21 protein-coding genes and 1 pseudogene are annotated in these 25,862 nt (G+C 62.8%); 17 read left to right on the forward strand and 5 right to left on the reverse strand.

Features of this window, described 5'->3' with window-relative positions:
• The first annotated feature begins 74 nt into the window (after nucleotides 1–74).
• Nucleotides 75–872, forward strand: a complete 798-nt coding sequence (locus tag ACZZ0O_RS11965; RefSeq protein ID WP_463590850.1) for a CPBP family glutamic-type intramembrane protease — start codon at nucleotides 75–77, stop codon at nucleotides 870–872.
• A gap of 89 nt (nucleotides 873–961) precedes the next feature.
• Entirely contained in the window at nucleotides 962–3,382 is a 2,421-nt protein-coding gene (pbpC, locus tag ACZZ0O_RS11970; RefSeq protein WP_463590851.1) for a penicillin-binding protein 1C, read from the forward strand.
• 478 nt (nucleotides 3,383–3,860) lie between these two features.
• Here the strand turns inward: pbpC and ACZZ0O_RS11975 are convergent, their stop codons facing one another.
• The gene (locus ACZZ0O_RS11975) at nucleotides 3,861–4,421 is read right to left on the reverse strand and encodes a ferritin-like domain-containing protein (RefSeq protein WP_055845761.1); all 561 of its coding nucleotides are present in this window, start codon (nucleotides 4,419–4,421) and stop codon (nucleotides 3,861–3,863) included.
• Nucleotides 4,422–4,463: 42 nt separating this feature from the next.
• Nucleotides 4,464–4,946 (reverse strand): peroxiredoxin, encoded by a 483-nt coding sequence (locus ACZZ0O_RS11980; protein ID WP_115527263.1) that lies wholly within the window; start codon nucleotides 4,944–4,946, stop codon nucleotides 4,464–4,466.
• Nucleotides 4,947–5,109: 163 nt separating this feature from the next.
• Between ACZZ0O_RS11980 and ACZZ0O_RS11985 the strand changes: the two genes are divergently transcribed.
• The 5 genes from ACZZ0O_RS11985 (at nucleotide 5,110) to hflC (ending at nucleotide 10,688) form a co-directional block, all read left to right on the forward strand.
• Nucleotides 5,110–5,586 (forward strand): Hsp20/alpha crystallin family protein, encoded by a 477-nt coding sequence (locus ACZZ0O_RS11985; protein ID WP_323515338.1) that lies wholly within the window; start codon nucleotides 5,110–5,112, stop codon nucleotides 5,584–5,586.
• A 405-nt stretch (nucleotides 5,587–5,991) separates the two neighbouring features.
• On the forward strand, nucleotides 5,992–6,888 hold the full coding sequence (locus ACZZ0O_RS11990) for a DnaJ C-terminal domain-containing protein (protein WP_115512318.1): 897 nt from the start codon (nucleotides 5,992–5,994) through the stop codon (nucleotides 6,886–6,888).
• 446 nt (nucleotides 6,889–7,334) lie between these two features.
• The gene (pilH, locus tag ACZZ0O_RS11995) at nucleotides 7,335–7,721 is read left to right on the forward strand and encodes a twitching motility response regulator PilH (RefSeq protein WP_008578169.1); all 387 of its coding nucleotides are present in this window, start codon (nucleotides 7,335–7,337) and stop codon (nucleotides 7,719–7,721) included.
• Between the two features lie 970 nt (nucleotides 7,722–8,691).
• Nucleotides 8,692–9,828 (forward strand): FtsH protease activity modulator HflK, encoded by a 1,137-nt coding sequence (gene hflK / locus ACZZ0O_RS12000; RefSeq protein ID WP_055845750.1) that lies wholly within the window; start codon nucleotides 8,692–8,694, stop codon nucleotides 9,826–9,828.
• The gene (hflC, locus tag ACZZ0O_RS12005; RefSeq protein ID WP_055845747.1) at nucleotides 9,825–10,688 is read left to right on the forward strand and encodes a protease modulator HflC; all 864 of its coding nucleotides are present in this window, start codon (nucleotides 9,825–9,827) and stop codon (nucleotides 10,686–10,688) included. The genes hflK and hflC overlap by 4 nt, the downstream gene beginning before the upstream one ends.
• Before the next feature lie 126 nt (nucleotides 10,689–10,814).
• Here hflC and ACZZ0O_RS12010 read toward each other — a convergent pair whose 3' ends face one another.
• Entirely contained in the window at nucleotides 10,815–11,921 is a 1,107-nt protein-coding gene (locus ACZZ0O_RS12010) for an acyltransferase family protein (RefSeq protein ID WP_463590852.1), read from the reverse strand.
• Nucleotides 11,922–12,087: 166 nt separating this feature from the next.
• Between ACZZ0O_RS12010 and ACZZ0O_RS12015 the strand changes: the two genes are divergently transcribed.
• From ACZZ0O_RS12015 to ACZZ0O_RS12025, 3 genes are all read left to right on the forward strand, one after another.
• Entirely contained in the window at nucleotides 12,088–12,273 is a 186-nt protein-coding gene (locus ACZZ0O_RS12015) for a DUF2065 domain-containing protein (RefSeq protein WP_115561552.1), read from the forward strand.
• A 465-nt stretch (nucleotides 12,274–12,738) separates the two neighbouring features.
• Nucleotides 12,739–14,031 (forward strand): adenylosuccinate synthase, encoded by a 1,293-nt coding sequence (locus ACZZ0O_RS12020; protein ID WP_055845741.1) that lies wholly within the window; start codon nucleotides 12,739–12,741, stop codon nucleotides 14,029–14,031.
• A 489-nt stretch (nucleotides 14,032–14,520) separates the two neighbouring features.
• On the forward strand, nucleotides 14,521–17,187 hold the full coding sequence (locus ACZZ0O_RS12025; protein WP_463590853.1) for a M1 family metallopeptidase: 2,667 nt from the start codon (nucleotides 14,521–14,523) through the stop codon (nucleotides 17,185–17,187).
• Between the two features lie 295 nt (nucleotides 17,188–17,482).
• Here ACZZ0O_RS12025 and ACZZ0O_RS12030 read toward each other — a convergent pair whose 3' ends face one another.
• Together ACZZ0O_RS12030 and ACZZ0O_RS12035 are read right to left on the reverse strand one after the other, a co-directional pair.
• The gene (locus tag ACZZ0O_RS12030) at nucleotides 17,483–18,808 is read right to left on the reverse strand and encodes a Smlt3024 family type IV secretion system effector (protein WP_463590854.1); all 1,326 of its coding nucleotides are present in this window, start codon (nucleotides 18,806–18,808) and stop codon (nucleotides 17,483–17,485) included.
• A gap of 25 nt (nucleotides 18,809–18,833) precedes the next feature.
• Nucleotides 18,834–19,697 (reverse strand): Smlt3025 familytype IV secretion system inhibitor, encoded by an 864-nt coding sequence (locus tag ACZZ0O_RS12035; protein WP_463590855.1) that lies wholly within the window; start codon nucleotides 19,695–19,697, stop codon nucleotides 18,834–18,836.
• 473 nt (nucleotides 19,698–20,170) lie between these two features.
• On the opposite strand from ACZZ0O_RS12035, the gene ACZZ0O_RS12040 reads away from it, so the two are divergent.
• The 7 genes and pseudogenes from ACZZ0O_RS12040 to ACZZ0O_RS12070 all read left to right on the forward strand — a co-directional run bounded on the left by ACZZ0O_RS12040 (nucleotide 20,171) and on the right by ACZZ0O_RS12070 (nucleotide 25,856).
• Nucleotides 20,171–21,088, forward strand: coding sequence for a hypothetical protein (locus ACZZ0O_RS12040; protein WP_463590856.1), 918 nt, complete (start codon nucleotides 20,171–20,173; stop codon nucleotides 21,086–21,088).
• A gap of 156 nt (nucleotides 21,089–21,244) precedes the next feature.
• Nucleotides 21,245–22,162, forward strand: a complete 918-nt coding sequence (locus ACZZ0O_RS12045; protein ID WP_463590857.1) for a hypothetical protein — start codon at nucleotides 21,245–21,247, stop codon at nucleotides 22,160–22,162.
• 20 nt (nucleotides 22,163–22,182) lie between these two features.
• On the forward strand, nucleotides 22,183–23,847 hold the full coding sequence (locus tag ACZZ0O_RS12050; protein ID WP_463590858.1) for an XVIPCD domain-containing protein: 1,665 nt from the start codon (nucleotides 22,183–22,185) through the stop codon (nucleotides 23,845–23,847).
• 129 nt (nucleotides 23,848–23,976) lie between these two features.
• Nucleotides 23,977–24,507, forward strand: coding sequence for a MarR family transcriptional regulator (locus ACZZ0O_RS12055; RefSeq protein ID WP_463602948.1), 531 nt, complete (start codon nucleotides 23,977–23,979; stop codon nucleotides 24,505–24,507).
• A gap of 147 nt (nucleotides 24,508–24,654) precedes the next feature.
• Nucleotides 24,655–25,062 (forward strand): annotated as a pseudogene (locus ACZZ0O_RS12060) (hypothetical protein); the annotation flags it as partial.
• Nucleotides 25,063–25,277: 215 nt separating this feature from the next.
• Nucleotides 25,278–25,541, forward strand: a complete 264-nt coding sequence (locus tag ACZZ0O_RS12065; RefSeq protein ID WP_463590859.1) for a YlcI/YnfO family protein — start codon at nucleotides 25,278–25,280, stop codon at nucleotides 25,539–25,541.
• A 6-nt stretch (nucleotides 25,542–25,547) separates the two neighbouring features.
• Nucleotides 25,548–25,856 carry a type II toxin-antitoxin system RelE/ParE family toxin gene (locus ACZZ0O_RS12070; RefSeq protein ID WP_463590860.1) on the forward strand — a complete coding sequence of 103 codons (309 nt, stop codon included), beginning with the start codon at nucleotides 25,548–25,550 and terminating at the stop codon, nucleotides 25,854–25,856.
• Nucleotides 25,857–25,862: the final 6 nt, after the last annotated feature.

Genomic DNA, 25,862 nt, shown 5'->3' on the forward strand with positions numbered 1-25,862 from the left:
CCCTCAAACCGTTGTGGGTGTTGGTGTGTAACGGGTACAGTGAATCTCTGACAGATGCGCTCAAGGATGTCGGCATGTCGCGCAGGTTTCGCCCTCAGCAGGTTGGCAGGCATTTCACGTGGCTGGCAGTGCTGCTGGTTGCTCTACAGATCCGCGATATCGCCAAGGCCATCGGGTGGCCGATTCCGAGGATCCCTGTGCCCTATGGCGGCGCAATCCTCGACAATTTGCTCAGCGTCATCCTTGTCGTGATCGCAGCCGCGCTGCTCTACCGCAGCACGCCTGGCGATCTGCGCGCGCGCCTGGGGCTGCGCTGGAATGGGGTACGTGGGCCGTTGTTGACGTTGCTCGCCACGTTACCGTGTTGGGTTGGGTTATGGACGCAGGCCAGCGCGATCCGTATCGACGATCTGCTCAGCCTGCTATGGCTGGCGTTATTGTTTCCGCTGGCCGAAGAGATCGTGTTTCGCGGGTTCGGCTTCGTGTTCGCCTGTCGCGCGCTGGCTTGGCGTCCCGCACTGGCCGCGCTGGTGCAGGCGCTGATCTTCGGTGGCGTGCATTGGCTCGGAGCCGGCGGCGGCAGCGGGGGCGAGGCACTGCTGATCTTTGCCATCACCGGGATCGGTGCACTGCTGTTTGCCATCGTCGATGCGCAGGACGGCTACACGATCTGGAGCGGCTGGGTGCTACATGCGTCGCTCAACGCGGCTTGGACTGTGTTCGCGGTGTCCGACTCTGCGGCCAGTGGTTGGCTTGGCATGGTCTTGCGCCTGTCTGCCGTGTTTCTGACGATGGCCTTGTTGCGGGTCTTCGTGACGCCGCGTGGCCCGGCCCCTCCCGCGGTCGCGGCGAGCGCGCGTCGAACTTCCTAGAGCACCGATGCGCAGGAACGTCGGGCGGTATCAGGTGATTCGATCTGTGCCAGTGGCCGAAACGCGTTTTGCCCTGCATGCTTGGCACGATGGATGAGCAATCGCAGGCGCAGACAGGGACAGAGCGGACGCAGCAGCGCCCGCAAGTGCCGAACCCACAGGTCCGAAACGGACGGCGCTGGCTGAGCTGGCTACGCTGGAGCGTGGCGGCGGTGCTGGCCACCTTGCTGGTGCTGGACCTGGCCTTCCCGCTGCCGCTGCCCAAATCGCGCGACACCTCCACCCTGGTGGTGGCGCGCGACGGCACGCCGTTGCGTGCGTTCGCCGATCGCAATGGCGTGTGGCGCTATCCGGCCAGCCCGGACACGGTATCGCCGCTGTATCTGCAGGCCTTGCTGAACTACGAAGACCGCTGGTTCTGGCGGCATCCCGGCGTCAACCCGTGGGGTTTGTTGCGTGCGGGCGGGCAGTGGCTGGGGCAGGGACGCATCGTCTCCGGCGGTTCGACCTTGACCATGCAGGTGGCGCGCATTCTGGACCCGCATACACGCACGCCATGGGGCAAGGCCAAGCAGTTGCTGCGCGCGCTGCAGCTGGAAGCGCATCTGAGCAAGCGCGAGATTCTCACCCTGTATCTGGAGCGCGCGCCCTACGGCGGCACCATCGAAGGCGTGGAAGCGGCCAGTTGGGCGTACCTGGGCAAGCCGGCCACCGCGTTGTCGCAGGCCGAAGCGGCGTTGCTGGCGGTGTTACCGCAATCGCCCAGCCGGCTGCGCCCGGACCGCCACCCGGAAGCGGCGCAGCGTGCACGCGACAAGGTGCTCGATCGCATGGTGGAGCTGGGCGTGTGGTCGCGCGCGCAGGTCGACGATGCCCGCATCGAACCGGTGGTGACGCGTGCGCTCAAGCCGCCCTTGCATGCCGCGCTGCTGGCGCAGCGGTTGCATAGCGCGCAACCGCGCGCTGCACGCATCGTCACCACGCTGGATGCGGAATTGCAGCGCACCCTGGAAGAGCGCGTGGCCACGTATTTTTCGCAATTGCCCGAGCGCACTTCGGCCGCCTTACTGGTGATCGACAACGCCACCATGGAAGCGCGTGCCTATGTCGGCTCGGCCAGCTTCGGCGATCGCAAACGGCTCGGCCATGTGGACATGGTGCAGGCCTGGCGCTCGCCCGGGTCTACGCTCAAACCGTTCTTGTACGGTATGGCGTTGGACGATGGCTTGATCCATTCGGAAAGTCTGCTGGTGGATGCGCCGCAGAGCTTCGGCGACTACCGGCCCGGCAACTTCGATGCCGCCTTCAACGGGCCGGTGAGTGCCGCCACTGCGTTGCGCTTGTCATTGAATGTGCCGGCGGTGGACCTGCTTGATCGCATCGGCCCGGCACGTTTTGCCGCACGGCTGTCCAATGCCGGCATTGCGCTGCACTTCCCGCGTGGCAGCACGCCATCGCTGGCGTTGATCCTGGGCGGCACCGGTGCGCAATTGCAGGAATTGGTCGGCGCGTTCGCAGCGCTCAATCGTGGCGGTATCGCCGGGCGCGTGCGCTACACGCCGGACGATGCGCGGATCGATCGACGGTTGATGTCGCCGGGCGCGGCCTGGATCGTGCGCGAGATTTTGCAGAGCAATCCGCGCCCCGGCTATGGCAGTGGCACCTTCGATACCGCCGCCCGCCCGGGGGTGGCCTGGAAGACCGGCACCAGTTACGGCTACCGCGATGCCTGGGCCATTGGCGGCACGCGGCGCTATACCGTGGGTGTGTGGGTTGGCCGCCCGGATGGCACGCCGTTGCCCGGCCAGTACGGAGCGGTGACCGCATTGCCGCTGATGTTCGAAGTCATCGATGCATTGCCGCGCAATGCTGGCGACAGTGCGCCGCTGCCGATGCCGGCCACGGTGCAGGCCAGGGAGATTTGCTGGCCGCTCGGCGGCGCGCTGGAGCAGACGCCGCCGGCACTGTGCGCGCGCCGTGCCGAGGCCTACGCACTGGATGGCGCGCTGCCGCCCACCTTTGGCGAACGCGACGCGCGGTTGTGGCAAAGCGGACGGTTGCAGTTCGAGGTGGACGCGCACAGCGGCCAGCGCCTGTCGCAGGAGTGCACACAGCCACATGCGCGCACGCCACGCGCATTGGCACGCTGGCCGGCACTGGTGTCGCCCTGGCTCAGCGCGGCAGAACGCACCGCCGCGCAGCTGCCGCCGTTGGCACCGGACTGCCTACCGGACGGGCGCATGACCGGCGGCGGCGTGCTGCGCATCGATGGATTGAGTGACCGCGCCACGTTGGCCCGCGCAAACGACACCGCACGCCCGGTACGCCTGCAGTTGCGCGCGCTGGGCAGCGAGGCGCGCATCGACTGGCTGCTGGACGGTCGTTGGATTGCACAGACCAACGGACGCCAGGGATTTCAGCGCGACTTTGCGGACGTGGGAGAGCACACGCTCACCGCCATGGCCAGCGATGGCGCCTGGACGCAAGTGCGGTTTCGCGTCTTGCGTTGAGTGGGCATCGACGTGCACGTAGGAGCGCACCTGGGCGCGATGAGGCGTTACCGGTAAGGCTTCATCGCGCCCAGGTGCGCTCCTACGCGGACCATGGTTTCTGCCACCGTTTGCACCAAGTCACAAACACAAACAAGGCGCCCAACGGCGCCCTGTTTGTGTTGCGTCTTCGATGCCGCAGTCGGATCGGCGTAATCAGCAAGGCCGGGCAAGCCAGCACCCGCTCATCGCAATGGCCGGCGACAATGCCTGGGCGAAGGTGTAGGCATGCCGACTTACCCGTAGGAGCGCACCCGGGCGCGATGGGGCGTTACCGGTAAGGCTTCATCGCGCCCAGGTGCGCTCCTACGCGGACCATGGTTTCTGCCAGCGTTTGCACCAGACCACACGCACAAACAAGGCGCCCAGCGGCGCCCTGTTTGTGTTGCGTTTTCGATGCTGCAGTCGCATCGGCGCCGTCAGCACCGACGTAACACAGTCACTCGCCGATCCAGCCTTCCAGCATGTCGGCAAACTCATCGGCGTGCTCTTCTTCCTGGGCCAGAATGCTTTCCAGGATGCGCTTGGTGGTGGTGTCCTTGTCGCCGATGAAATCGATCATCTCGCGATAGCTGTCGATGGCGATGCGCTCGGCGATCAGGTTCTCCTTGACCATGTCGCGCAGATCGGTGCCTTCCTTGTATTCGGCATGCGAGCGCTTGGTCAGCGTGTCCGGGTTGAGGTCCGGTTCGCCGCCCAGCTGCACGATACGCTCGGCCAGCTTGTGCGCGTGCGCCTGTTCCTGCTGCGCATGCTCCAGAAACTCGCCCTTGACCGCGTCGGCCAGCATGCCCTTGGCCATGAAGTAGTGGCGGTAGTAGCGCAGGGTGCACACGTACTCGGTCGCCAACGCGGTGTTGAGCAGCGCGATCACTGCCTCGCGGTCGGCGTGGTAACTCTCGGTAATGGCGCCGTCTTCGATGCTCTGGCGTGCGCGTGCGCGCAAGGTGGCGGTATCAGTGATACCGGCGGGGATGTTGGTGGCTGGCTGATCAGACATGGCTGGCCGTTTTCCTTCTGAGTGGACGGGGGAATCGCTTTTTCAATCGGGCAGATGCTGCAGCACGTAATCGGCCGCAGACACCTTGAACTCGCCGGGTTCTTCGACGAACAAGGCCTTGACCACGCCGTCGTCGGCATACAACGCATAGCGGCGCGAACGCAGGCCCATGCCCGAACCGCTCGCATCGATTTCAAGGCCTAGTGCGCGAACCAGTTCGGCGTTGCCGTCGGGCAACAAGTGCAGACCATCGGGAACCAACTGGGCGCGGCCCCAGGCCTGCATCACGAACGGGTCGTTGACGGCGGTGCACAACACGTCGATGCCGCGTTTGCGGAACTCTTCGAAGTGCTCCACATACCCCGGCAAGTGTTTGGCCGAGCAGGTCGGCGTGAATGCGCCCGGCACTGCAAACAGCAGCACCTTGCGGCCGGCGAACAAGCGATGCGTGTCGACCGCTTCGATGCCTTCGCGCATGCGCTTGAGCACTACTTCGGGAATGCTGTCACCAACGGCGATGGTCATGGGGCTGGGCTCTGTGTGGCTGAACGAAGTCTAGAAAAGGGCAGGGAAAAAGCGCGTCAACGCGCTTGAAATCCGCACGGCCACGCCTATCTGACGCACATGGCCGGCGCGGTGGTGCATGCCGCAACCGTCGGCCCTTCACCCAACCTTTTGGAGGCTTGCAATGAACATCGTTCGTTATCCCCAGTGGCCCACCCACGCCCTGCAAAACGAGATCAAGCACGTGTTCGATCGTTTCTTCGAACAGAACAGCGATACCGACGAATCGGCCGTGGTCACCGCCCAATGGGTGCCGCGTGTGGACATCACGGAAGAGCCCAACCACTTCGTGCTGTATGCCGATCTGCCGGGCATCGACCCCAGCCAGATCGAGGTGCAGATGGACAAGGGCATCCTGTCAATCAAGGGCGAGCGCAAGAGCGAGTCCAGCACCGACACCGAGCGCTTCTCGCGCATCGAGCGCCGCTACGGCAGTTTCCATCGGCGTTTCGCGCTGCCCGACAGTGCCGATGCCGATGGCATCACCGCCGCCGGTCACAACGGCGTGCTGGAAATCCGCATTCCCAAGCGGCCGGCAGCCACCCCGCGTCGCATTCAGGTGGGCAACGCGCAGGCCACCGGCGGTAGCACGGTGCAGTAAGCGCGATCGCAGCGTCTGCATGCGCGGCGGCGGCTGGTCAGGGCTGTGGCCGGGGTGTGCATGACACCCCGGCCCAGCTCGCCAGTTGCCGCCGACCGGCATCACGGCATGCTGCGAGGCACGTGCTGACAAGTCATGGACCTGGAGCGAAGTCACCGACTTCGCTCCCCGGCGACGGCCGCGCCGTAGAATAGGCACGGTCGCCCGCCCGGCTGCGAAGAGATCGGCCAGCAACCCTGTTGCGTGACCGCCACGTGGGCGCGGTTGGTGTCTGGAATCGGCAGGGACGGCATGTACCCACGATTCCCACCGCCCGCGCCATGCATGGCCGTCCCACCTGGTGTCTGCCTCTCGAACTGGCTCGTGGCCCTGGCTGCGGGCCGTTTTTTTTCCAGAGGTGAATAGATGGAATTCAAGGATTACTACGCAACGCTGGGCGTGGAGCCCAGCGCAGGCGATGCGGAGATCAAGACCGCGTATCGCCGATTGGCGCGCAAGTACCACCCCGACGTCAGCAAGGAAGCCGGCGCCGAAGACAAATTCAAGGCGATTAATGAAGCCTACGAAGCGCTGCGCGATCCGCAAAAGCGCAAGGCCTACGACCAGTTGAAGGCGCAGGGCTATCGCCCGGGCGACGAGTTCCAGGCGCCGCCCAGCCACGGGGGCGGGCAGGGCTTCGACTATGAAGAGGTGTTCGGCAACGGCGGTGCCGGTGGCGGCTTCAGCGACTTCTTCGAAAGCCTGTTCGCCGGCCAGCGCGGCGGCCGCCCGCGCGGCCCGGGTGCCGGTCCTGGCGCAGGGCCGGGGCCGCAGGCGCGTGGTGACACCCGCGCCAAGCTGGCGGTGCCGCTGGAAGCGGTGCATTCGGGCGACAGCGTCCGCATCACCATCAACGGCAAGCAGCTGGACGTGCGCGTGCCCAAGGGCGTGCAGCCCGGCCAGGTGATTCGCCTGAGCGGGCAGGGCAACGGCGGCGGCAATCTGCTGCTGGAGATCGAATACGCCGCGCACCCGCAGTTCGAGGTGGACGGGCGCAACATTCTCTATTTCCTGCAGGTCATGCCCTGGCAGGCGGCGCTGGGCACCACCATCAGCGTGCCGACCCTGGGCGGCTCGGTGGAATTGAAGGTGCCCGCCGACTCGGATGCCGGCCGCAAACTGCGCCTGCGCGGCCGCGGCCTGCCGGGTACGCCCCCAGGCGATCAAATCGTGGAGCTGGAAATCCTGGCCCCGGCCCCCACCGATGACGCGCAGAAAAAGGCCTACCGCAACCTGGCCAAGGCGTTCGGCGAGACGGTGTGAGGTCCACAGGCGCCTCTCTTCGGTAGAGGGGCGCTGAGGTCCAGACGTCTCGCCCGTCGCAACGCGCAAGCCTCCCAATATGAGGCGCGAAAGCCCCTCTCCTGCGGGAGAGGGGTTGGGGTGAGGGTACGGCCGCCCGGTGCGGCTGCCGGCGTCAGTCAACTTCGGCCGGGCGCCACTTCAATGATGGAGGTTGCGCGCAGCGAGCGAAGCTGGATCCAAGCACTCCTCTCGCAGTCCGCGCCAGCAGCTCCCGTCGCCGAAGCGCGGCCTCTTGCCTGCACCTCGCTTCCAACCCCTCACCGCCCACCAAGGTGCACAGGAGTGCGAAGGCGAGCGCCGCGTGCACCGCAGCGCAGCACAGCCTTCGACCATCGCGCTATTGCCCCCAGCTACCGAAAGCGCAGCTGGCGCACTACACTCGCCGCGCACACTAGGGGAAACACATGGCACGCATTTTGATCGTCGACGACTCGCCGTCGCAGCTGCTGGGGATTCAGCGCATCGTCGAGAAGTTGGGACACGAAACCATCACCGCCACCGATGGCGCCGCCGGCGTGGAAGCGGCCAAGGAGTCGCTGCCGGATCTGGTGTTGATGGACGTGGTCATGCCCAACCTCAACGGCTTCCAGGCCACGCGCACGCTCAAGCGCGAGCCCACCACCCAGCACATCCCGGTGATCCTGGTGACCACCAAGGATCAGGACACCGACCGCATGTGGGGTATGCGCCAAGGCGCGCGCGCCTACATCACCAAGCCGTTCTCCGAAGACGAACTGCTGGAAGTAATGGAGCGGGTGTTCAACCAGAAGGACGAGCCGCCGAAGGCGTGATCGCTGAGATCCACGGCAACTGCGCCGGGAGTCGCGCGCGAGCAGGCGATGACTTCCAGCGTCATCGCCGTAGCGAATGGCAAGCGCCTCACTGCGAACCGGCAATTGCCAACGGTCTGTGCGCATGCGCGCTTGCCATCGGGCGCGTCTGGTGCGGCAACGCCCGATGGGGCGGCTTCGTTGTCTCGCCGCTCCGCTGCATGGCAGCACCCAGTTCTCCGCCGCTGCCCACGATGTCGATGGCATCGCGCGACAGACCGCAGCTAATCATCGCTGCCGTGCCATCGCAGCATCGAGCCCGAAGCGCGCCTGCGCGATGGCACTCGCGACGCCTGGCTGCCGCGCGGGTCAGCGCGCCGGTTTAGTAGGCGCCGCCTGATCAGTCAGGTGGTCGATCGTCGGTCACATGCCTGCAAGCGTGACATTGCATGCGCTGTCAAAGCGCAGCGCAATGCGAGCGATGCGCCACGGCAGTGCTGTCCTCGATCAACAGCCGTCCATTCCAGCACCAGCCGTCCCTCCTGCCCGATGTGCCAGTGCGCGTGAGTGCACCAACCCCGTCCTCCTACCATTGATTGGCGCGGTACAGCCGCTGTCGTCATGGCGCGTGCTGGTGCCGGTCACGGTCTCGAAGTGCCCATGTCGAGCGCAGGAGCGCCGGGGCGCGTTGACCAGCTGGGTCGGCTCGGCCAAGCCTCCCGGTAGCGGAGCGGTCGGCTCCGCGCCTTCGTTCTCGGCACCCGTTTCGCGCATTGAGGGCTCCCGCCGACCTATAACCTGGCGCCGCTACCTCGTCTCCACGCCGCCAAGAACTGCCAACCCCTTGATTCATCCCGCCGGCTAAACCGCCGATGCACCAATCAGGGCCTTTCAAAACGGCGGGTCTGCCCCATCTAGTAGAATCGGCGAATCAAACAACACGGCGGCACTGCGGGACTGGCCCGCACAGCCCCTCGATCATGGAGCGTGCATGGCCTGGAACACACCCGGCAACAAGGGCGGAGACGGCCCGGATCCCAACCGTCGCAGGTCCTGGGGCCCGCGCGGTGGTGGCAACGGTGGTGGCTGGGGCAATCTGCCCGCCCCGTTGAAGGAGCTGTTCGACGGCGGCGTGGGGCGCTGGATTCTGGTCGCGGTGGTGCTGATGGTGCTGTTCTCCAGCTTCCAGCTCATCGGCGAACAGCAGCGTGGCGTGGTGCTGCGCTTCGGCCAGTTCTCGCGCATCCTGCAGCCCGGCCCGAGCTTCAAGCTGCCCTGGCCTATCGAGTCGGTACGCAAGGTCAATGCAACCGAGATCAAGACCTTCAGCAATCAGGTGCCGGTGCTGACGCGCGACGAGAACATCGTCAACGTCTCGCTCAACGTGCAGTACCAGATCAGCGACCCGCGCAAATACCTGTTCGGCTCGCGTAATGCCGATCTGGTGCTGGAGCAGGCCGCGCAGAGCGCGGTGCGTGAGCAGGTGGGGCGGTCCGACCTCAATACCGTGCTCAACAATCGCGGCCCGCTGGCGATCGCCTCCAAGGATCGTCTGCAGATGGCGCTGGATGCCTACAACACCGGCTTGGCCGTGACCGGCGTGACCCTGCCGGACGCGCGTCCGCCGGAAGAAGTGAAGCCTGCCTTCGACGAGGTCAACGGTGCCCAGCAGGTGCGCGAGCGCTTGATCAACGAAGCCCAGGCCTACGCCGCCAAGGTGGTGCCCGAGGCACGCGGCCAGGGCGCACGCACCCGTACCGGTGCCGAAGGTTACAAGGAAGCGGTGATCTCCAAGGCCGAGGGCGACGCCGACCGCTTCACCCTGCTGCAGGAGCAGTACGCCAATGCCCCGGAGGTCACGCGTAAGCGGCTGTGGCTGGAAACCGTGCAAAAGGTGTTGTCGGAGAACCGTAAGGTGATCGGCAGCGATGGTCGCCAGGTCATCTATGTGCCGCTGCCAGATGCTGGCAAGGCTGCCAACGCCGGCGGCAACGCGGGCAATGGCGGCATGCCGTCGATGGTGCCGCAAGACGTGCTGCTGAATCCGCCGCAAAGCGCCAGCAGCGAGGCCATCCGCAACCCGGAACGCGGCCCGCGCCCGACCGGCCGTGAGGGAACCGAACAATGAAGAATTCGCTAGTCATCGGCCTGATCGTCGCCGTGTTGCTGACCCTGATGGGCTCGGTGTTCGTGGTGCGCGAAGACCAGACCGCCATGGTGCTCAACCTGGGCCGCGTGGTGCGAGCCGACCTCAAGCCCGGCCTGCACTTCAAGATCCCCGTCGTTGAATCGGTGCGTGTGTTCGATCGCCGCTTCCAGGTGCTGGACACCGCCCCGGCGCGGTATTTCACTGCCGAGCAGAAAGACGTGAGCGTGGACTTCTTCGCCATCGGCTACATCTCCGATGTGCGTGCGTTCTATCGCGCCACCGGTGGTGAAGAGTCGGTGGCCAATTCGCGCCTGGCACCGATCATCACCGACTCGCTGCGCAACCAGATCAACTCGCGCACCTTGCAGCAGCTGGTCTCCGGCGACCGCAGCGAATTGATTGCCAGCCAGCTCAAGGGCATCAACGGCGCCATCAAGGGCTTAGGGATGCAGATCACCGACTTGCGCATCAAGCAGATCGACCTGCCGACCGACAGCCAGGTGATCACCGACGTCTACGAGCGCATGCGCGCCCAGCGCAAGCAGGAAGCCAGCAAGCTGCGTGCAGAAGGCGAAGAGCAGGCGCTGACCATCCGGGCGCAAGCCGACCGCGAAAGCACGGTCATCAGGGCCGACGCCGAGCGTGATGCGCAGAAGCTGCGTGGCGAAGGCGATGCCGACGCGGCCCGCATCTACGGCCAGGCCGGCGCAAAGGATCCTTCGTTTTACGCCTTCTACCGCAGTCTGGAGGCCTATCGCGAATCGATGGCCGACGGCAACGGCGTGATCGTGCTCGACAAGAACGACCCGTTCCTGCAGTACCTCAAGAGCGATCGTTGATTGCGGTAAAAACCTGAACGTAAAAACGCCCGCAGATGCGGGCGTTTTTACTTATGGCGATCAGCCTGATCTCTGTATCTGGCAGCAGGGCGTTTCTGCGGTCATTACGCGCTGATGGCGCCGATGTCAGGACGCGGCCGGTGGATTAGACCGCTGGATCTTTGGTCCTAGGCGTTTGCCCCAGCTAATTGCAGGTGCTTCGATAAAGCGATAAGTCAGCACCGCCAGCGGCAAAGTAACCAGCAGGGTGATCGAGGCACAGAGCAGATACGATACGGTCTGGTCGTGGCTCTTATGGCGAATAAAACCGAACACCGGTCCCATCAGTGCGATGACCACCGGATGCCCTAAGTAGATCGAGTAGCTGATCTTGCCAAGGTAGGCGGTGAATCGGTTGACGATCACGGTTGGCGGGACTTGGGACATGCCAACCAAGAGCATTGCGTAGATCAGGCCGCTGGAGATCCAGAACGCAACCGGACCGATCATGCTGTTTGCACTTGCTGCGATGCATGCGACCAGACTGGTCGCGCCGATTCCGATTAAAGATTTTCCCCAGCGGGTTGCCGTTGCGCTTGGACTTTTTTTCAGCTCGGTATAGGCAAAGAAGGTGCACAGCCCGATGGCGAACACCGGGAGGTGCCGAAGCAAGCCGTAATCACGTGTGGCCGCCATTGCGGCCTCACCGAGTAGCCCAGAGGCTGCCAGCCCCGATGCCAAGATGGTACATAGCGCGAACACTGCCGCGCTGGTCAAGTTCCTGATCAATAGAAACAGCAACGGAAACAAGGCGTAGAACAACATTTCCACGCCGATGGCCCAACTGGCCCACACGATGCCTGCTTCCCAGCCTGGCACTAGGTTGAACGTAAACGACAGGTTTGTGGCGATTTCGACCCAAGGATGGCCTGGGTGTGCACCACGGCCATCGCGGTACGCCGAAAAAGCCAACCAGACATAAAACAACGGCGCAATGCGAAAGAAACGATGCAGGTAGAAGCTGCGTAATGGCTGCCCCGTCGCCGCGTGACGCGGCATGGTGTAGCACAGCGAGAATGCGCTGATGACAAAGAACAGCGCGACCCCGGTCGCTCCGGCGGCCAGTACAGGTACTAGTAAGGGGCTGGGCCTCAGCGCCGGCGTGGGCATCGCCATGACGTGGAACAGCACCACATAAAGTGCTGCCAACCCACGTAGTGCATCGAGAAATACCAGGCGATCAGTCTTGATCATGCATCCCTGCCACAAATGATAAAGGCGCAACCATAGACGGTGCCGGTGTGCAGCTCAATGCGTGGAGGCAGGTGATGTCTGCCAAGAACTGTGCATCGCATCCTGTGCACTAGCGGCGTCAAGACAGGCACACTGCATGTCCTCCACCCGGACATGCTGTTCTCCCATGCAAGAGTTCTTGTCCGCGTTGTGCTTGATCGCCGTCATTGAAGGCTTGCTGCTATTTGCCGCGCCCACCGCCTGGAAGCGCATGGTCGAGCAACTGTTCAGCCTGCCCACCGCCCAACTGCGCGGTATCGGCGGCGTCACCCTGGTAATGGGGGCGATCGCGCTGTGGATCGTGCGGCACTGAGCGGGCCGTCCGTTCCGGCAGCGTAGGAGCGCACCTGGGCGCGACAGGCATCACACGCAGAGCGATTCGCACCCAGGAGCGCTCTTACGACCCGCGGTAGCGTGTGTGATTGCGTGTAACTAGGCACAGTGCAGCTTCCGGATTGCCGTGGTGCCACTGATACGACCAGGCTAGAGACCGGCAGCATTCGGCCGCACCCACCAACCGGCGGCCAGCCGCAATCTGACCAGCCCCCGATCCGGCGCCTCGCCAGGGGTAGTGCACGTCACCCGAAACCCGGATAATGCACAAAAGCCGGCCGGGCACGCTCCAACCAGAGCACTCCGTTCGGCTTTTTCCGTGTCCGGGTTGGTCGCTGCTGCAACGCTCCCCGATGGAGCTGCGCGCAAGGTGGCGCCGCCAGCCCCGAACCGGTCCCATCCCGCGGCCCCGATGGCCGCAGCAAAACTCAGGAGTCCACCCGTCATGGGTCAGTCAGTTGTCGTGCTCGGTGCCCAGTGGGGCGATGAAGGCAAAGGCAAGATCGTCGATCTGCTTACCGAAGAGATCGGTGCGGTCGTCCGCTTCCAGGGCGGCCACAACGCCGGCCATACCCTGGTCATCAACGGCAAGAAAACCGTCTTGCATCTGATTCCGTCCGGCATCCTGCGCGACGACGCGCTGTGCCTGATCGGCAATGGTGTGGTGATCTCCCCGGCCGCGCTGATCAAGGAAATCAGCGAGCTGGAAGGCGCCGGTGTGGAGGTGCGTTCGCGCCTGAAGATTTCCCCGGCTGCCCCGCTGATCATGCCGTACCACATCGCCCTGGATCAGGCGCGCGAGAAGGCCGCCGGCGGCAAGGCCATCGGCACCACCGGTCGCGGTATCGGCCCGGCGTATGAAGACAAGGTGGCGCGTCGCGGTATCCGCATCGCCGACCTGCATTACCCGCCGCAGCTGGAAGAACTGCTGCGCACCGCGCTGGATTACCACAACTTCGTGCTGACCAAGTACCTGGGCGTGGAAGCGGTCGATTTCCAGAAGACTTACGACGAAGCGCTGGCGTTCGGCGACTACGTGCAGCCGATGAAGTACGACGTGGCCGGCATCCTGCACGACCTGCGCAAGCAGGGTAAGCGGGTGCTGTTCGAAGGCGCGCAGGGCGCGTTGCTGGACATCGACCACGGCACCTATCCGTACGTCACCAGCTCCAACACCACGGTGGGCGGCGCACTGGCCGGCACCGGTGTTGGCGCCGATGCGATCGACTACGTGCTGGGCATTGCCAAGGCCTACGCCACGCGCGTGGGTGGCGGCCCGTTCCCGACCGAACTGGACGACGAAGTGGGCCAGGGCATCCGCGACCGCGGTGCCGAGTACGGTGCCTCCACCGGCCGCCCGCGTCGTTGCGGCTGGATGGACATCGTTGCGCTCAAGCGCGCGGTGGCCATCAACGGGATCTCCGGCCTGTGCATCACCAAGCTCGACGTGCTGGACGGCATGGAAAAGCTCAAGGTCTGCATCGCGTACGAATACCGCGGCAAGCGCACCGAATACGCGCCGCTGGATGCACAGGGCTGGGAAGAGTGCACGCCGGTGTACCTGGAGTTCCCGGGTTGGAGCGAGAACACCCACGGCATCACCGTGTGGGACGAGTTGCCGCCTGCTGCACGCGCCTACCTGCGCGCGCTGGAAGAACTGGCCGGCTGCCCGATCAGCATCGTCTCCACCGGCCCGGACCGCGACCACACCATGGTGCTGCAGGACCCGTTCGCCTGATCGGCTGATGCAGTATTGAAACAAGAGAGCCCTGCGAAAGCGGGGCTTTTCTTTGTCACGCTATCGCGCGTCGCCTTGGGTAGCGGAGTAATGGTGTACGTGCCCGCGGCCTGATTGCAGCCCAAGGCCCGCTTGCGCACGCGGCGCAGCCGATCAGGCAGGCCGACTGCGACTACGGCGGATGTGTAGCGTCGGCATCATGCCGAGTGGTGCCGGAGGTATTGGGCGCGCGACGCATCACCGTCATTGCCAACCGCGCGTCAGCCTCCTTGATATGAGTCGTGTTCACCGCTGGCCTGTAGCATCGCCCCCGCCATCCGGTGTCCGTTCGCGCCGGCTTGCTTTGATTATCATCGGCAGCACCAACGCTTCTTTTCCACGTCTACGTTTTCGTGCTCGCAAGGCGTGGACGTGACTTTCGGCTGTGTTGGGATATCTGCGTTGACGCGATGATTCTGCACGGACAACTTCCATCACGTTAGGAACCACATGCGCCATATTTTGGTGACTGCAATTGCACTGGCGCTGGCCAGCACGTCCGCCGCTACCGTGGCCCATGCTGCCGCTGATCCCGACACGGGGGCTCCATCGGCCTCGCAGGTCACTACCCAGCTGCCGCGAACCGCCAGGCCGACGCATTACGCGGTGGAGATCACCCCGCATGCCGACAAGATGACCTTCGATGGCAAGGTGCGCATCGATGTCCAGGTGCTCACCGCCACCGATGCCATCGTGTTGCAGGCGGCCAATCTGCGCTTTTCCAAGGCCACGCTCGCAGCAACGGGCGGCAAGCCGGTAGCGACCAAGATCGCCACCGACGCCGATGCGCAGACCGCGCGCTTCGATACCGGCACACCGCTGGCACCGGGCAACTACGTGTTATCCATCGACTACAGTGGCGTCATCAACACGCAGGCCAATGGCTTGTTTGCGCTGGATTACACCACGCCGCAGGGCCAGCGCCGCGCGCTGTTCACCCAGTTCGAAAATTCCGATGCGCGTCGCTTCATTCCGTCCTGGGATGAGCCTAATTTCAAGGCTACGTTCGACCTGGCGGTGAATGCGCCGGCCAAGCAGATGGCGGTGAGCAACATGCCGGTGGCGCGTTCCAGCGCAGCGGCGGGCGGGATGAAGAAGGTCGTTTTCCAGACCACGCCCAAGATGTCCACCTACCTGCTGTTCATGAGCCTGGGCGACTTCGAGCGCGCCACGGTCAAGACGGATAACGGCACCGAGATCGGTGTGATCGCGCAGGCCGGCAAGGTCGATCAAGCCAAGTTCGCACTGGAATCCAGCCGCGATGTGCTGCACGCGTACAACGATTATTTTGGCGTGCCGTATCCGCTGCCCAAGCTGGACAACATCGCTGCGCCTGGGCAGAGCCAGTTTTTCGGCGCCATGGAAAACTGGGGCGCGATCTTTAGTTTCGAATTCGTGTTGCTGCTCGACCCGGTGGTGGCCGACATCAAGAGCAAGCAGGCCGTGTTCACGACCGCTGCGCATGAAATTGCCCACCAGTGGTTCGGCAATCTGGTCACCATGGCGTGGTGGGACGACCTGTGGCTCAACGAAGGTTTTGCCAACTGGATGGAATCGCGGACGACCACGATGCTTCACCCGGAATGGGATATCGACAAGACCAAGGCAGCCTTCAAGAGCCGCGCGGCGATGCGGCGCGATGCCTACGTCACCACCCATCCTGTGGTACAGCACGTGGACACCGTGGAGCAGGCCAGCCAGGCATTCGATGTGATCACCTACGACAAGGGCGAAGCGGTCATCGGCATGCTCGAAGACTACGTCGGCGCCGAGCAATGGCGCGCCGGCGTGCGCAATTACATCAAGCAACATCAGTACGGCAACGCGGTGACCGATGCGCTGTGGCAACAGGTCGATGCGATGGCACCGGGCAAGCAATTCACCCAGGTCGCACACGACTTCACCAACCAGCCCGGCGTGCCGTTGATCAATGTCGCCTCCACGTGTGTGGACGGGCAGACCAACCTCACCCTGCAGCAGGGCGAATACACGCTCGATCGCCCCGACAAGCAGCCGCTGCGCTGGCATGTGCCGGTCGCCGTGCGTGCCGGCAACGGCGCGCCGGTACGCGTGCTGGTGGATGGCAGCGCACAGCTGCAATTGCCCGGCTGCGATGCACCGGTGCTGGTCAACGCCGGGCAGAAAGGCTACTTCCGCACCCGCTATGCACCTGCGCAGTTCAAGGCGCTCAGCACTACATTTTCCAGCCTGCCGGTGGTGGACCAGCTTGGCTTGATGATGGATACCAGTGCGCTTGCCATGGTTGGCCTGCAACCGCAGGCAGATGCGCTGGAGTTGACCACCAAGGTGGCGGTGGGCGCTTCGCCGGACCTGTGGGGAACGGTGGCCGGCACTGTGGACAGCGTCGACGACATGCTCAAGCAATACCCGGCCACCCGTGCCGCATGGCGGTCGTATGCCACCTCGCGGCTGGCACCGCAGTTTGCCACCCTGGGCTGGGACGACCGCGCTGGCGATTCGGCGCAGATCAAGCAACTGCGCACGCGGCTGATTGGCAGCCTCAGCGACATGGGCGACGCGCAGCTCATTGCCGAAGCGCGCCGCCGTTTTGCCGCCTTCCAGGCCGACCCGGCGTCGCTGTCGCCGGAGCTGCGCACCAGTGTGCTGAGCATCGTCGCGCGCAATGCCGATGCCGCCACCTGGGACACGCTGCATGCGATGGCGAAGAAGGAAACCTCTTCGATGATCCGCGACCAGTACTACGGCCTGCTGGCGGCACCAGCAGACCAGGCCTTGGCCAAGCGTGCACTGGAGCTGGCCTTGACCGCCGAGCCAGGCGCCACCACCGGTGCCAGCATGATCGACATGGTGGCGAGCGAACATCCGGACCTGGGCTTCGACTTCGCCGTGGCGCATCGGCAGCAGGTGGATGGCCTGATCGACTCCACCTCGCGTGCCCGCTATTACCCGAGTCTGGGTTCCGGCTCGGTCGACCCGAAGATGGCCGACAAGATCAAGGCCTACGCAGACCAGTACCTGGCTCCCACCTCACGCCGCGATGCAGAAACCGCCATCACCGGCATCCAGACCCGGATCAAGCTGCGCGCGGCATTGGTGCCGCAGATCGAGGCGTGGTTGAAGGCGCGTAAGGGCTGAGCTTTGCCGGATGTGAGTTAACGAAAAAGTCCGGCAACCGCCGGGCTTTTTTGTGTCGCGTACTGGAGGTGAGTGCCTGTTTGCAGTCTGCCGATTCGCGCAAGGGCGTACTGCACTGGATGGGCAAGCAGTTGTGCGTTTGAGCTTAGTACGACTTCTGGGGTTGTGCGGCATGCAGCGTTTTTTGAGCGTTTCAACATGGCCACTTGCATCACGAAGCGGCGCTGGTCGTCTACGCGCAATCCGTATTACACGGCGGAGATGCCTCGCAACTCTGCGTTATGCAAGATTGCACTCAAGCCATCCGCATTGCCGGAGCCTCGCGTGAGCGGTTGTCCATCTCCTGCTGTTGGCTCTGCAGCGCTGCCTGCTGACGATCCACCGTCGCAATTTCCAGCTGCTGCAGCGATTGTCCCACCGGTGTGCGCACCGCCTCATCGGTGGGCATCGATGCACGCAGGTGTGCAGGGTCGTTCAATGCACCTTGCACCACAAACACCGTGTATCCGGCCGGGTGTTGCGCGGTCTGCGTGCTCAGCGCCACATGATCTACACGGTCCAGATTGTTCTGGCGGGCCAGGTTCATGGCACTGGCCACCAGGCGTTCGCTGCTTTCGTCCGGTGTGCGCCCGGCTTGCGCATCGATCGCGCTCACGCCAGCGCTCACCTGTTGCAGCAACGCGTAGTCGCGGTGGCCCGGGCCGATATCGGCTAGCTTGGTAGGTGCCTGCGTCCGATCTGGCAGGCCATCGACCGATGCCGTGAACGGGCTGCGGGTGATGGAGCGGTGCTGATCGTCCTCATGAAATTGCGTCGCTTTCTGCTGGCGCTCCATGCGCACTTGGCGTGTATCGTTGAGTTCCGCCAGGCGCGCAGGATTGGTTTCTTCGCGCATGGAAGGATGCCCGCCACCGACGCTGACATTCATCCACTTCTGTTCTTTTTCGAAGTACATCGCATAGAAACTGTTGCTGCCGATGACGTTCGGATCGATCGCAGAACGGCCCTCCAGCATCTGGATCGCTTCGGTCGCCCCCAACTTGGCCAGGTACTGGCTACCGTCCACCAAGCCCATCTGCGCAAAGGTCTCGTAGCCGGTATTGCTGATGCGAGCGGCGCCGACGTACTCGTTGTCGAGCATGTTGGTCCAGATCTGTTCCAGCTTCTGGGGGCCGCTTTTTTCTAGGGCCGCTTGCAGGAGCACGCGTGGTGTCCAGCAGTTGGGGTCGAGCTCATGGTCCAGGAAGGCTTGATCGTGTGCACGCATGACGTCCTTGCCGGGAAGGTTCAGCGCCATATCCGGACGCTCTTTGTCGAACCAAGATTGCCGAAGCTCAAGATCTTTCTTGAGCAGCGTTTGTCCAAACTCTTCCCACTCGCGTTCGCTCAATTCAGCATTGGCAAAGCGCGAGCCATTATCGTGCTGCGTTTTGGCGTAATTTTGTGCGTAACTGTTAGCCACTTGCCCTGGCAAGCTGTCGTTGCGCACTACGCCTAACGCCAATGTCCCATAGCCGTCTGCGCCATCAAGCTGCGAAAGATAGTTCCAATACAGCGCTCGGTTGCCTTTATTTGCGTAGTCGGAAAGGATTTCCAGGTCTTGCTCAGTCAGTCCGCTCATCGGTTACTCCCTGTAAAAACACTAATCACTGGACTTTAGTGCGGGCTAATACCTTCCTCACCGCATCTTCCATGCGCTTCCAGTCCTTTAAAAAAGCACGCTTGTAATTGAGACTGATGGAAAGCTTGTTTTCGATGTCAGAGAAATAGTGGACGCAACTTGCTGCAGTAGCTCCTTTTTCATGAATCACTTCAGATCCTTCCAGACGAACACCATCTCCTCGAAATTTGGTGCTGTCGCATTTGATAAAAGTAGTTAAGTTGCCGCCCGAGTCGCGCGCGACATACCAATCGTCCTCAAACGCAGGGTTGCGTGTCGGAGGCTCGCCGTGGTGGGCTTGATACGCTTTGACGTATGCCGCCATCTTCTCCTCACCAATGGCATAGGGCGTTAATCCTAGTGTTTCAGGCTGTGCAATGCGAAGGTCGAGCCTGTCGACAGGATTGCCCCGTTCAACCGAGCCGGTCTCGGTACGCCTATCGTTTGACGAGAAACGCCCCAGCAATGTCTCGACGGGGACACGGTCGACATAGTCGATCGACATAGAAATTTCCTTCCGAAAATCGTTAGTTCGCGGGTTCGCGCGCGCACCGGGCGGGGTGGGGGTCATGTCCGGCCACTCGATGACAAGCGTCACACCTTCGCCCGGCCACGGCGCGATCTGGCTGTCCAGGTAATTGGCGGGAATGCGGAACGTGTTTGGCCCTAGCTTCACATCCACAGGAGCATCCGAATAGGTATGCCCGTTGATGGTGCGGCCTGTTGTGACGGTGTCAGACATGGGGGAAGTCCTTTTTTGTTCGGTTGATGGCGTCCGTGCACAGGCACTACCGGTCACAGCGACGGCAAGTGCAAGAGCCAGGCACCGGCCGGTTGACATCATGTGCATTGGTCAATCCATTGCAGGGTTTGTCGCGAACTATAGGCAAATAAGTGCCGGCGGGACAGGTTGACCACATTGATGACCGGCGTTCGACTCTCTTTAGGTATCAACAAGATCGATGCCAATTTCGGCTGGCGCTCGCAGTCACTTCTGGATCGAGGCACAAGCACTGATCAGCTGTGCGTATCAAGAAAATGCAATGAGCGCAGAAGGGTGGCGGTGACTTTCGCGAGTGGATATGCAGACCTGCAGCATTGGGCGCGCCTTGATGTACGACCGGGAGGAACTGACCTCCGGTACTCAATAGAGCCGCGAGATGTCGCACTGCCCCCATATGCTGCACAGGTTGTTACAGGCCTTCTGTTACAGGCGTTGCCAATCTATGGGCCAGATCAATCAATGCCATGCCGATGCTTGACCTCACCCCCGTTACGCGGCCACAGTCCGGAGCGTCTGTTTTCTCTGCTCAGGGGATGCTCGTGAAGAAGCTGATGCGTTGCCTGGTAGTCACGGCGCTAATGCCCATCATGACGCTTGGGTGTGCACGACTTTCGACAGAAGATGCTGCAGCAAAGCCCTTGCGCGATGCCCAGGAAGTGTCCTCCTTTCCTCAGGCACCCGCTGCTTCGCCCGCACCCTGGATTCCCTTCAAGCTGGAGCGGCAGATGGGGGCCACCTGCGTGGATCGTATGCAATCGCAGGGCACTGCGCCTGCACCGCTGTTGAGGGACGCGTTTTGCCGAGGCCCGGCACCCGCGCACATGGCGCGCGCACTGCTGGCTCTGCGTACAGACGCCGTCGATACTTCGCAGCAGGCGCGCGAAGCCAGTCTGCGCAATGCGGTCTACGTGGCCGCACCTGGGTTGGGACGACGTGCGGATTTCACTGTGGCCGCGGGTGAGCTCACGATTCGTTCGTTCGAAAGTGCCGATCCCGACAAGACGGTGTATCTGGTCTGGCCAGTGAAATGCAGTGCGGGTGACGCAGGCCTTGCATGCCAATCAGGCCAAGGTCGCAAAGCCTATCGCCTCGATAAGGACGGCAATGCATCCGACGTCAGCGTATCGATCTTCCCGCCAGCGCCCAGCCTGACTGCTGAAGATATTGCCAGGCAGAACGAACACGGCGGCTCGGAGCTTTTTCTGTTCGACGACAAGTTACCTATGGCGCCAACCATGCGATGGCTAATGGAGTTTGACCCCGACCAGCCGCTTGCCGCCGATGACCCAAGGCGGGTCGGCGCTTATGCGCATTTTGGCTTTCTCCGATGGACGGGCGAACGCTTCGAGCGCGTCGAACGGGTTACAAGAGCGCATTGGCCGTGTCGTCAACAACGCACGGGCGAACCAGTATGTTCTGATTATCCAGATGGTGAGGACCGATTCGTTTCCCATTAATTCAAAGGTTGCCAACCCATGGCGTGCGGCATAGGGTGAGCGCAAGCGCACAGGTGAAACCAGGCCAAAGCAGTAACCAGCATGACAAGGCGTGATTGATGTCGTCCTGATACAACAAGCCGATCTTAAGCTTAGGCAACCCACACGGAGCAGAGCATGCATCATCGCCGTTTGATCGGATTGCTTGTGGGTGTCGTGCTCATCGCTGCAGCTGGATGCGCCCAAGACAGCGCTCGCTCGGCAACCAGCCCTTCAGCGACGATAGCTGCCGCCAAGAACGTCTATCCGGAAGTGCCCTTGTCCTCTCCAAAGCCATGGAAGCGGTTCGCGCTGGAGCAAGACATGGGGGCCACCTGTACAACCCGATTACAGCGAAGCGCTTCTGGCCGCATTGTTCTTCTACCTGCCGACGAATGCATCGGCCCTGCGCCGCGCCCTTTAGCTCAAGTTATCTTGGCGCTTTCGTCATCTGATCTGGCAATTACTCCCGACGCGCGCGCAGATGCCTTGAAAAATTCTGTTTACGTTGCATCTGCTGGTTTGGGTAAGCGTGCCGATTTCATGCTGGCGACCGATGCATTCTGGGTGCGCTCTTTCGAATCACCCGATCCTCTTGACGTCGTATACCTGGTTGGTGGGGTGCGGTGTACCGATCAGGCAGTGGACTGCAAGGATTCGGGTGGCGTACGCGCGTTCCGTTTCGATGCGAAAGGACAGCTGGCCGATGTCAGTAGAGAGGTATTGCCGCCTGCACCCGCATTGACCGAGGACGAGATCCGTCGTTACCAGCCTTACGCGGAACCTGTCCCGTTTCTTGATGTGTCGCGTCTGTGGGCGGTTCCCGTGCTGCGCTGGGTGATCGAGTTCGACCCGGACGCACCGCTTGCCAGTGATCCGCGCTACTACAACGATTGGGCGTACCTGCATTTCGGATTTCTGGTCTGGAACGGGGAGCGCTTTGACTTGATGAACACGGTTGATCGCTCGCGATGGCCGTGCAGGCCCGGCGCTGAAGGAAAGGCTGCCTGTTCTGGTCCGCTGGACAACAAGGGCGACCGTTTCGTCACTCATTAATCGATGCAGGGAGAGCAAAGATGGCGCGTGTCATAGAGCTCAATATCAAAGAGCGTGCAGACGAGGTTGTGGTGTTGTTCAATGCCAACCGTCCCGCAGATGCAGTGGCATTGCTGGAACGGCATCGGCAAGGACAGCCAGAAATCTTGCAAGAAAGCATGGATCGCTACGTCGGCATCCAGGCAGAGCGTGATATCGCTGCCAATGCAGGCCGCGCGCAGATGCCAGGCGTTACCGCAGCGCTACAACGCCTGCAAAGCATTCACACGACTGCACCGCGATTTCCAGCCGACAATGAGATGGCGACTCTCTCCGACGGTCAAAAATACGACGTTTACGCAAGCATCGCCCAAGCGCGTGGCAATACGGCAGCAGATCAGGCGCTTGCAACGCCAGGGCAACGGGTCATCCTTGGCCTGCGGCAAGAGAATTCCACGCTCGACGCCATGGAAGATTCGGCACATCCAACCCAAAGGCGGTCAGATAACCCGGCAACTCCTCGCGATGAGTCACGTGGTGGCAGCGGTGTCTACAACGATCGCCTGGTCGTTCTGTGGAAGGACGCAGACGGAACCGCTCATGTGGTTGAGGCGAACCGCTCTAACACCGAGCCCACTGCGCAATACGATCACCACGCGGGCAATACCGGAGCCAGGCCGCTGGGCGAGGGCGGTCGTGAAAACCGCCGATTCGATCCCTCCCCCGGGTTTGAGAGCATTACGCGGCCGCGCAAGATCGAGGGTGACGATGTCAATGGGGATGGTGTCCGTGACCTCGGACGTTTGGGCGAAGGCACGATCGAAATGCAGAGGGCGCAGCATCCCAATCCATTGCTGACTGGATCCATTGACGATGCGCTGCGGCCTAGCCAGGCTGCAGTGACTGCAGGGCGCGGCATGGTGCAGCGGGACAGCAATGCCGACGGCTGGTTTGATCACGCCGACGTCAACGGCACACAGGATCTCAACGACACATTCAAAATCCACCGCGGATCACGCGGCAGCACAGACTCGGCCGGCTGCCAGACTATCCACGCGGACGACTACGAGCCGTTCATGGATGCTGTTCAAGGCAACCCTGCGCAAACACGCTGGCAATACGTGCTGACCAGCACGACCCCCGGCCCCGTGCGAGAGCAGCAGCTAGACCAAGGGCTTCAGCAGGAGGGAGCACGGCCCGGCCCTCAGCCGCGTGGCAATCAGCCGCCTCATCCCCAACGGCAAGAAGGTGGGCCGGCAGAGCCGGTGCACGGCAGGCAGCGACAGGCATACCTAGAACCCACGCCGCAGGCACCTCACCCCCTGCATGCACAGGCAACGACTCTGGTTGGCAAGTTGGATGCCAGCATGGGACGGAGCAGTGATGCGCACAGCGAGCGGATGAGTGCCAGCTTGGCGCATCTGGCAAAGGAGCATGGGCTTGAGCGGATTGACCATGTGTCGCTGAGCAACCAGACACCGCGTGCGGCGGCCGGCGCTACCGTGTTCGTGGTGCAGGGCGAGCTCAGTGATCCGGCCCATCTGCGTGCCAGCATGCCCACTGACGTGGCCGTCAGTACGCCGGTGGAGCAATCGCTGGCAAAGCTGCAAGAGCTCGACGCGCGCGCCTTGGCGCAGACGCAGAGCCAAGCGCAGGAGAGATCGTTGTCGCAGGAGGAGGCGGTTAAGCCGCGGAGCATTGGGTGAGAGTGTCTGGCTTCCGCCTTTGAGCGGTAGATCCTCGTTTAGGTCGGCGTGTAGCAAAGACTGCTTGCAGAAACAGTTTGTTCGCCGAATATTCCATATTCTGGAATATGGAATAAGGCTGACTTGGTTGTGGAACTGAAGCCGCAGGATCTGGTCGTGCTGTACAAGCAGGTCGCCCAGGCGGGCCAGGCCTGGACCTATGCCTCTCTTGGAGAAGCGCTAGGCATGAGCGCCTCTCAGGTGCATCGCAGCGTCAAGCGCGCGGTGGCATCCGGCCTGGCGCTGGAAAAAAGCCGCGGCGAGTGGGAGACGGTGCGCACGGCCTTGCACGAGTTTGCGGTCCACGGCGTGCGTTATGCCTTTCCTGCCGTCATCGGGCCGCTAAGGCGTGGCATTCCTACGGCCTTTGGCGTGCCCCCACTGTCCACCGCGATTGCCAGTTCCCCAGGGGAGGCACCGGTGTGGCCAAGCGCGCAGGGCACGGCCAAAGGCCCCGGCTTGTCGCCATTGTCGGCTGGTGCGCCCAACGCTGCGCTTGCCGACCCTGCCTTGCACCAGCTGCTGGCGCTGCAGGACGCCCTGCGTAGCGGGCGCGCCCGCGAGCGCACGCTGGCGGCGCGCTATCTCAAGCAGTTGCTGAGGCTTGGCGATGCGGTCTGATGATCCCAACTACCGCATCTGCTTGTGATTGCGGATGCACTGGGCGAACTTTGCGACCACGTAGTCTTCCTCGGCGGGGCGGTCGTTGGTCTGCTGTTATCCGATCCATTGGCTGAAAACGTCCGCGCCACCTATGACGTCGATGCGGTGGTCAATCTTGATTTGTCCCGATTCCGCGGCATCGAGGCGCGTGTGGAATCGCAGGGCTTTGCGCGCGAGATGCAGAGCGGCGTCGTCTGCCGCTGGGTACAAGAAGCGTCGGGCGTCCTCTTCGACCTGATGCCGGGGGATGCCGGCGTGCTTGGCTTCTCCAACCGCTGTTACGCCCATGCTGTAGGGACGGCCCAAGTGGTGGCCTTGAGCGATCGCCTGTCCATCCGCTTGGTGACAGCGACAGCATTCATCGCGACCAAGCTCGAAGCCTTCGTTACCCGAGGCAACAGCGACTTCCTTTCCAGTCACGACCTGGAGGACGTACTCAATGTCGTCGATGGCCGGGCTGAGCTGGTGGAAGAGTTTGCCGTGGAGCATGCAGACCTTCGGCAGTGGGTCGCCGATGTGTTCGTGGGGCTAATAGACAACCCGGCTTTTGTGAACGCGTTGCAGGGATTGGTCGCCGAACCGAAACGCGCAAGCGTCGTGCTTCAGCGTCTACGGGCCATCGCATCAGCGTAGCTGCGACATCGCCGGCTTAGGTCTGCAAAGAAAACCTTGAAGCGCCGGCGCTCGCTTGCGATGATGCATCGCAATTGCAACGCACTGGGCCGGCCATGAAATCCGCATCTCTTCCATCGCTCCGGGTAGACCCGGCGCTGCGCGAAGCGGCCGAAGCCGTGTTGCAGGAGGGTGAGACGCTGTCCAGCTTCGTCGAGCACTCCGTGCGCGCCCAGGTTCAGCAGCGCCAGCAGCAGGAAGCCTTCATTGCCCGCGGGTTGGCCTCGCGCGACAGCGCCAAGTCGTCTGACCGGTACATCGACGCGAAGGATGTGCTGACCGGGCTGCAGTCCCAACTGGACAAGGCGCGCAAGGGCTAAGCCAAGGTGGGATTTTCTGTCCGCTTCACTCAGCAAGCGCGCGAAGATCTCGCGCGTCTTTACGACTGGCTGCTACAGCGTGCTGAAGGCGACTTCACCGTGGCCGAGCGCACGCTGCAGGCCATCGGCGATGGCGTCACCGTGCTTGAACTGGCCCCATTGAGTTGCCGCAAGGCGGGGGTGGCAGATCCGTTCTTGCGGGAGCTGGTGATCGGCTTCGGTGCTAGTGGCTACGTGCTGCTGTTTGAGGTTGAAAGCGATCAGGTCGTCACCGTTTTGGCCGTCAGGCATCAGCGTGAAGACGACTATCATTAAGCACGG

It is taken from the genome of Xanthomonas sp. AC360, assembly GCF_979258225.1.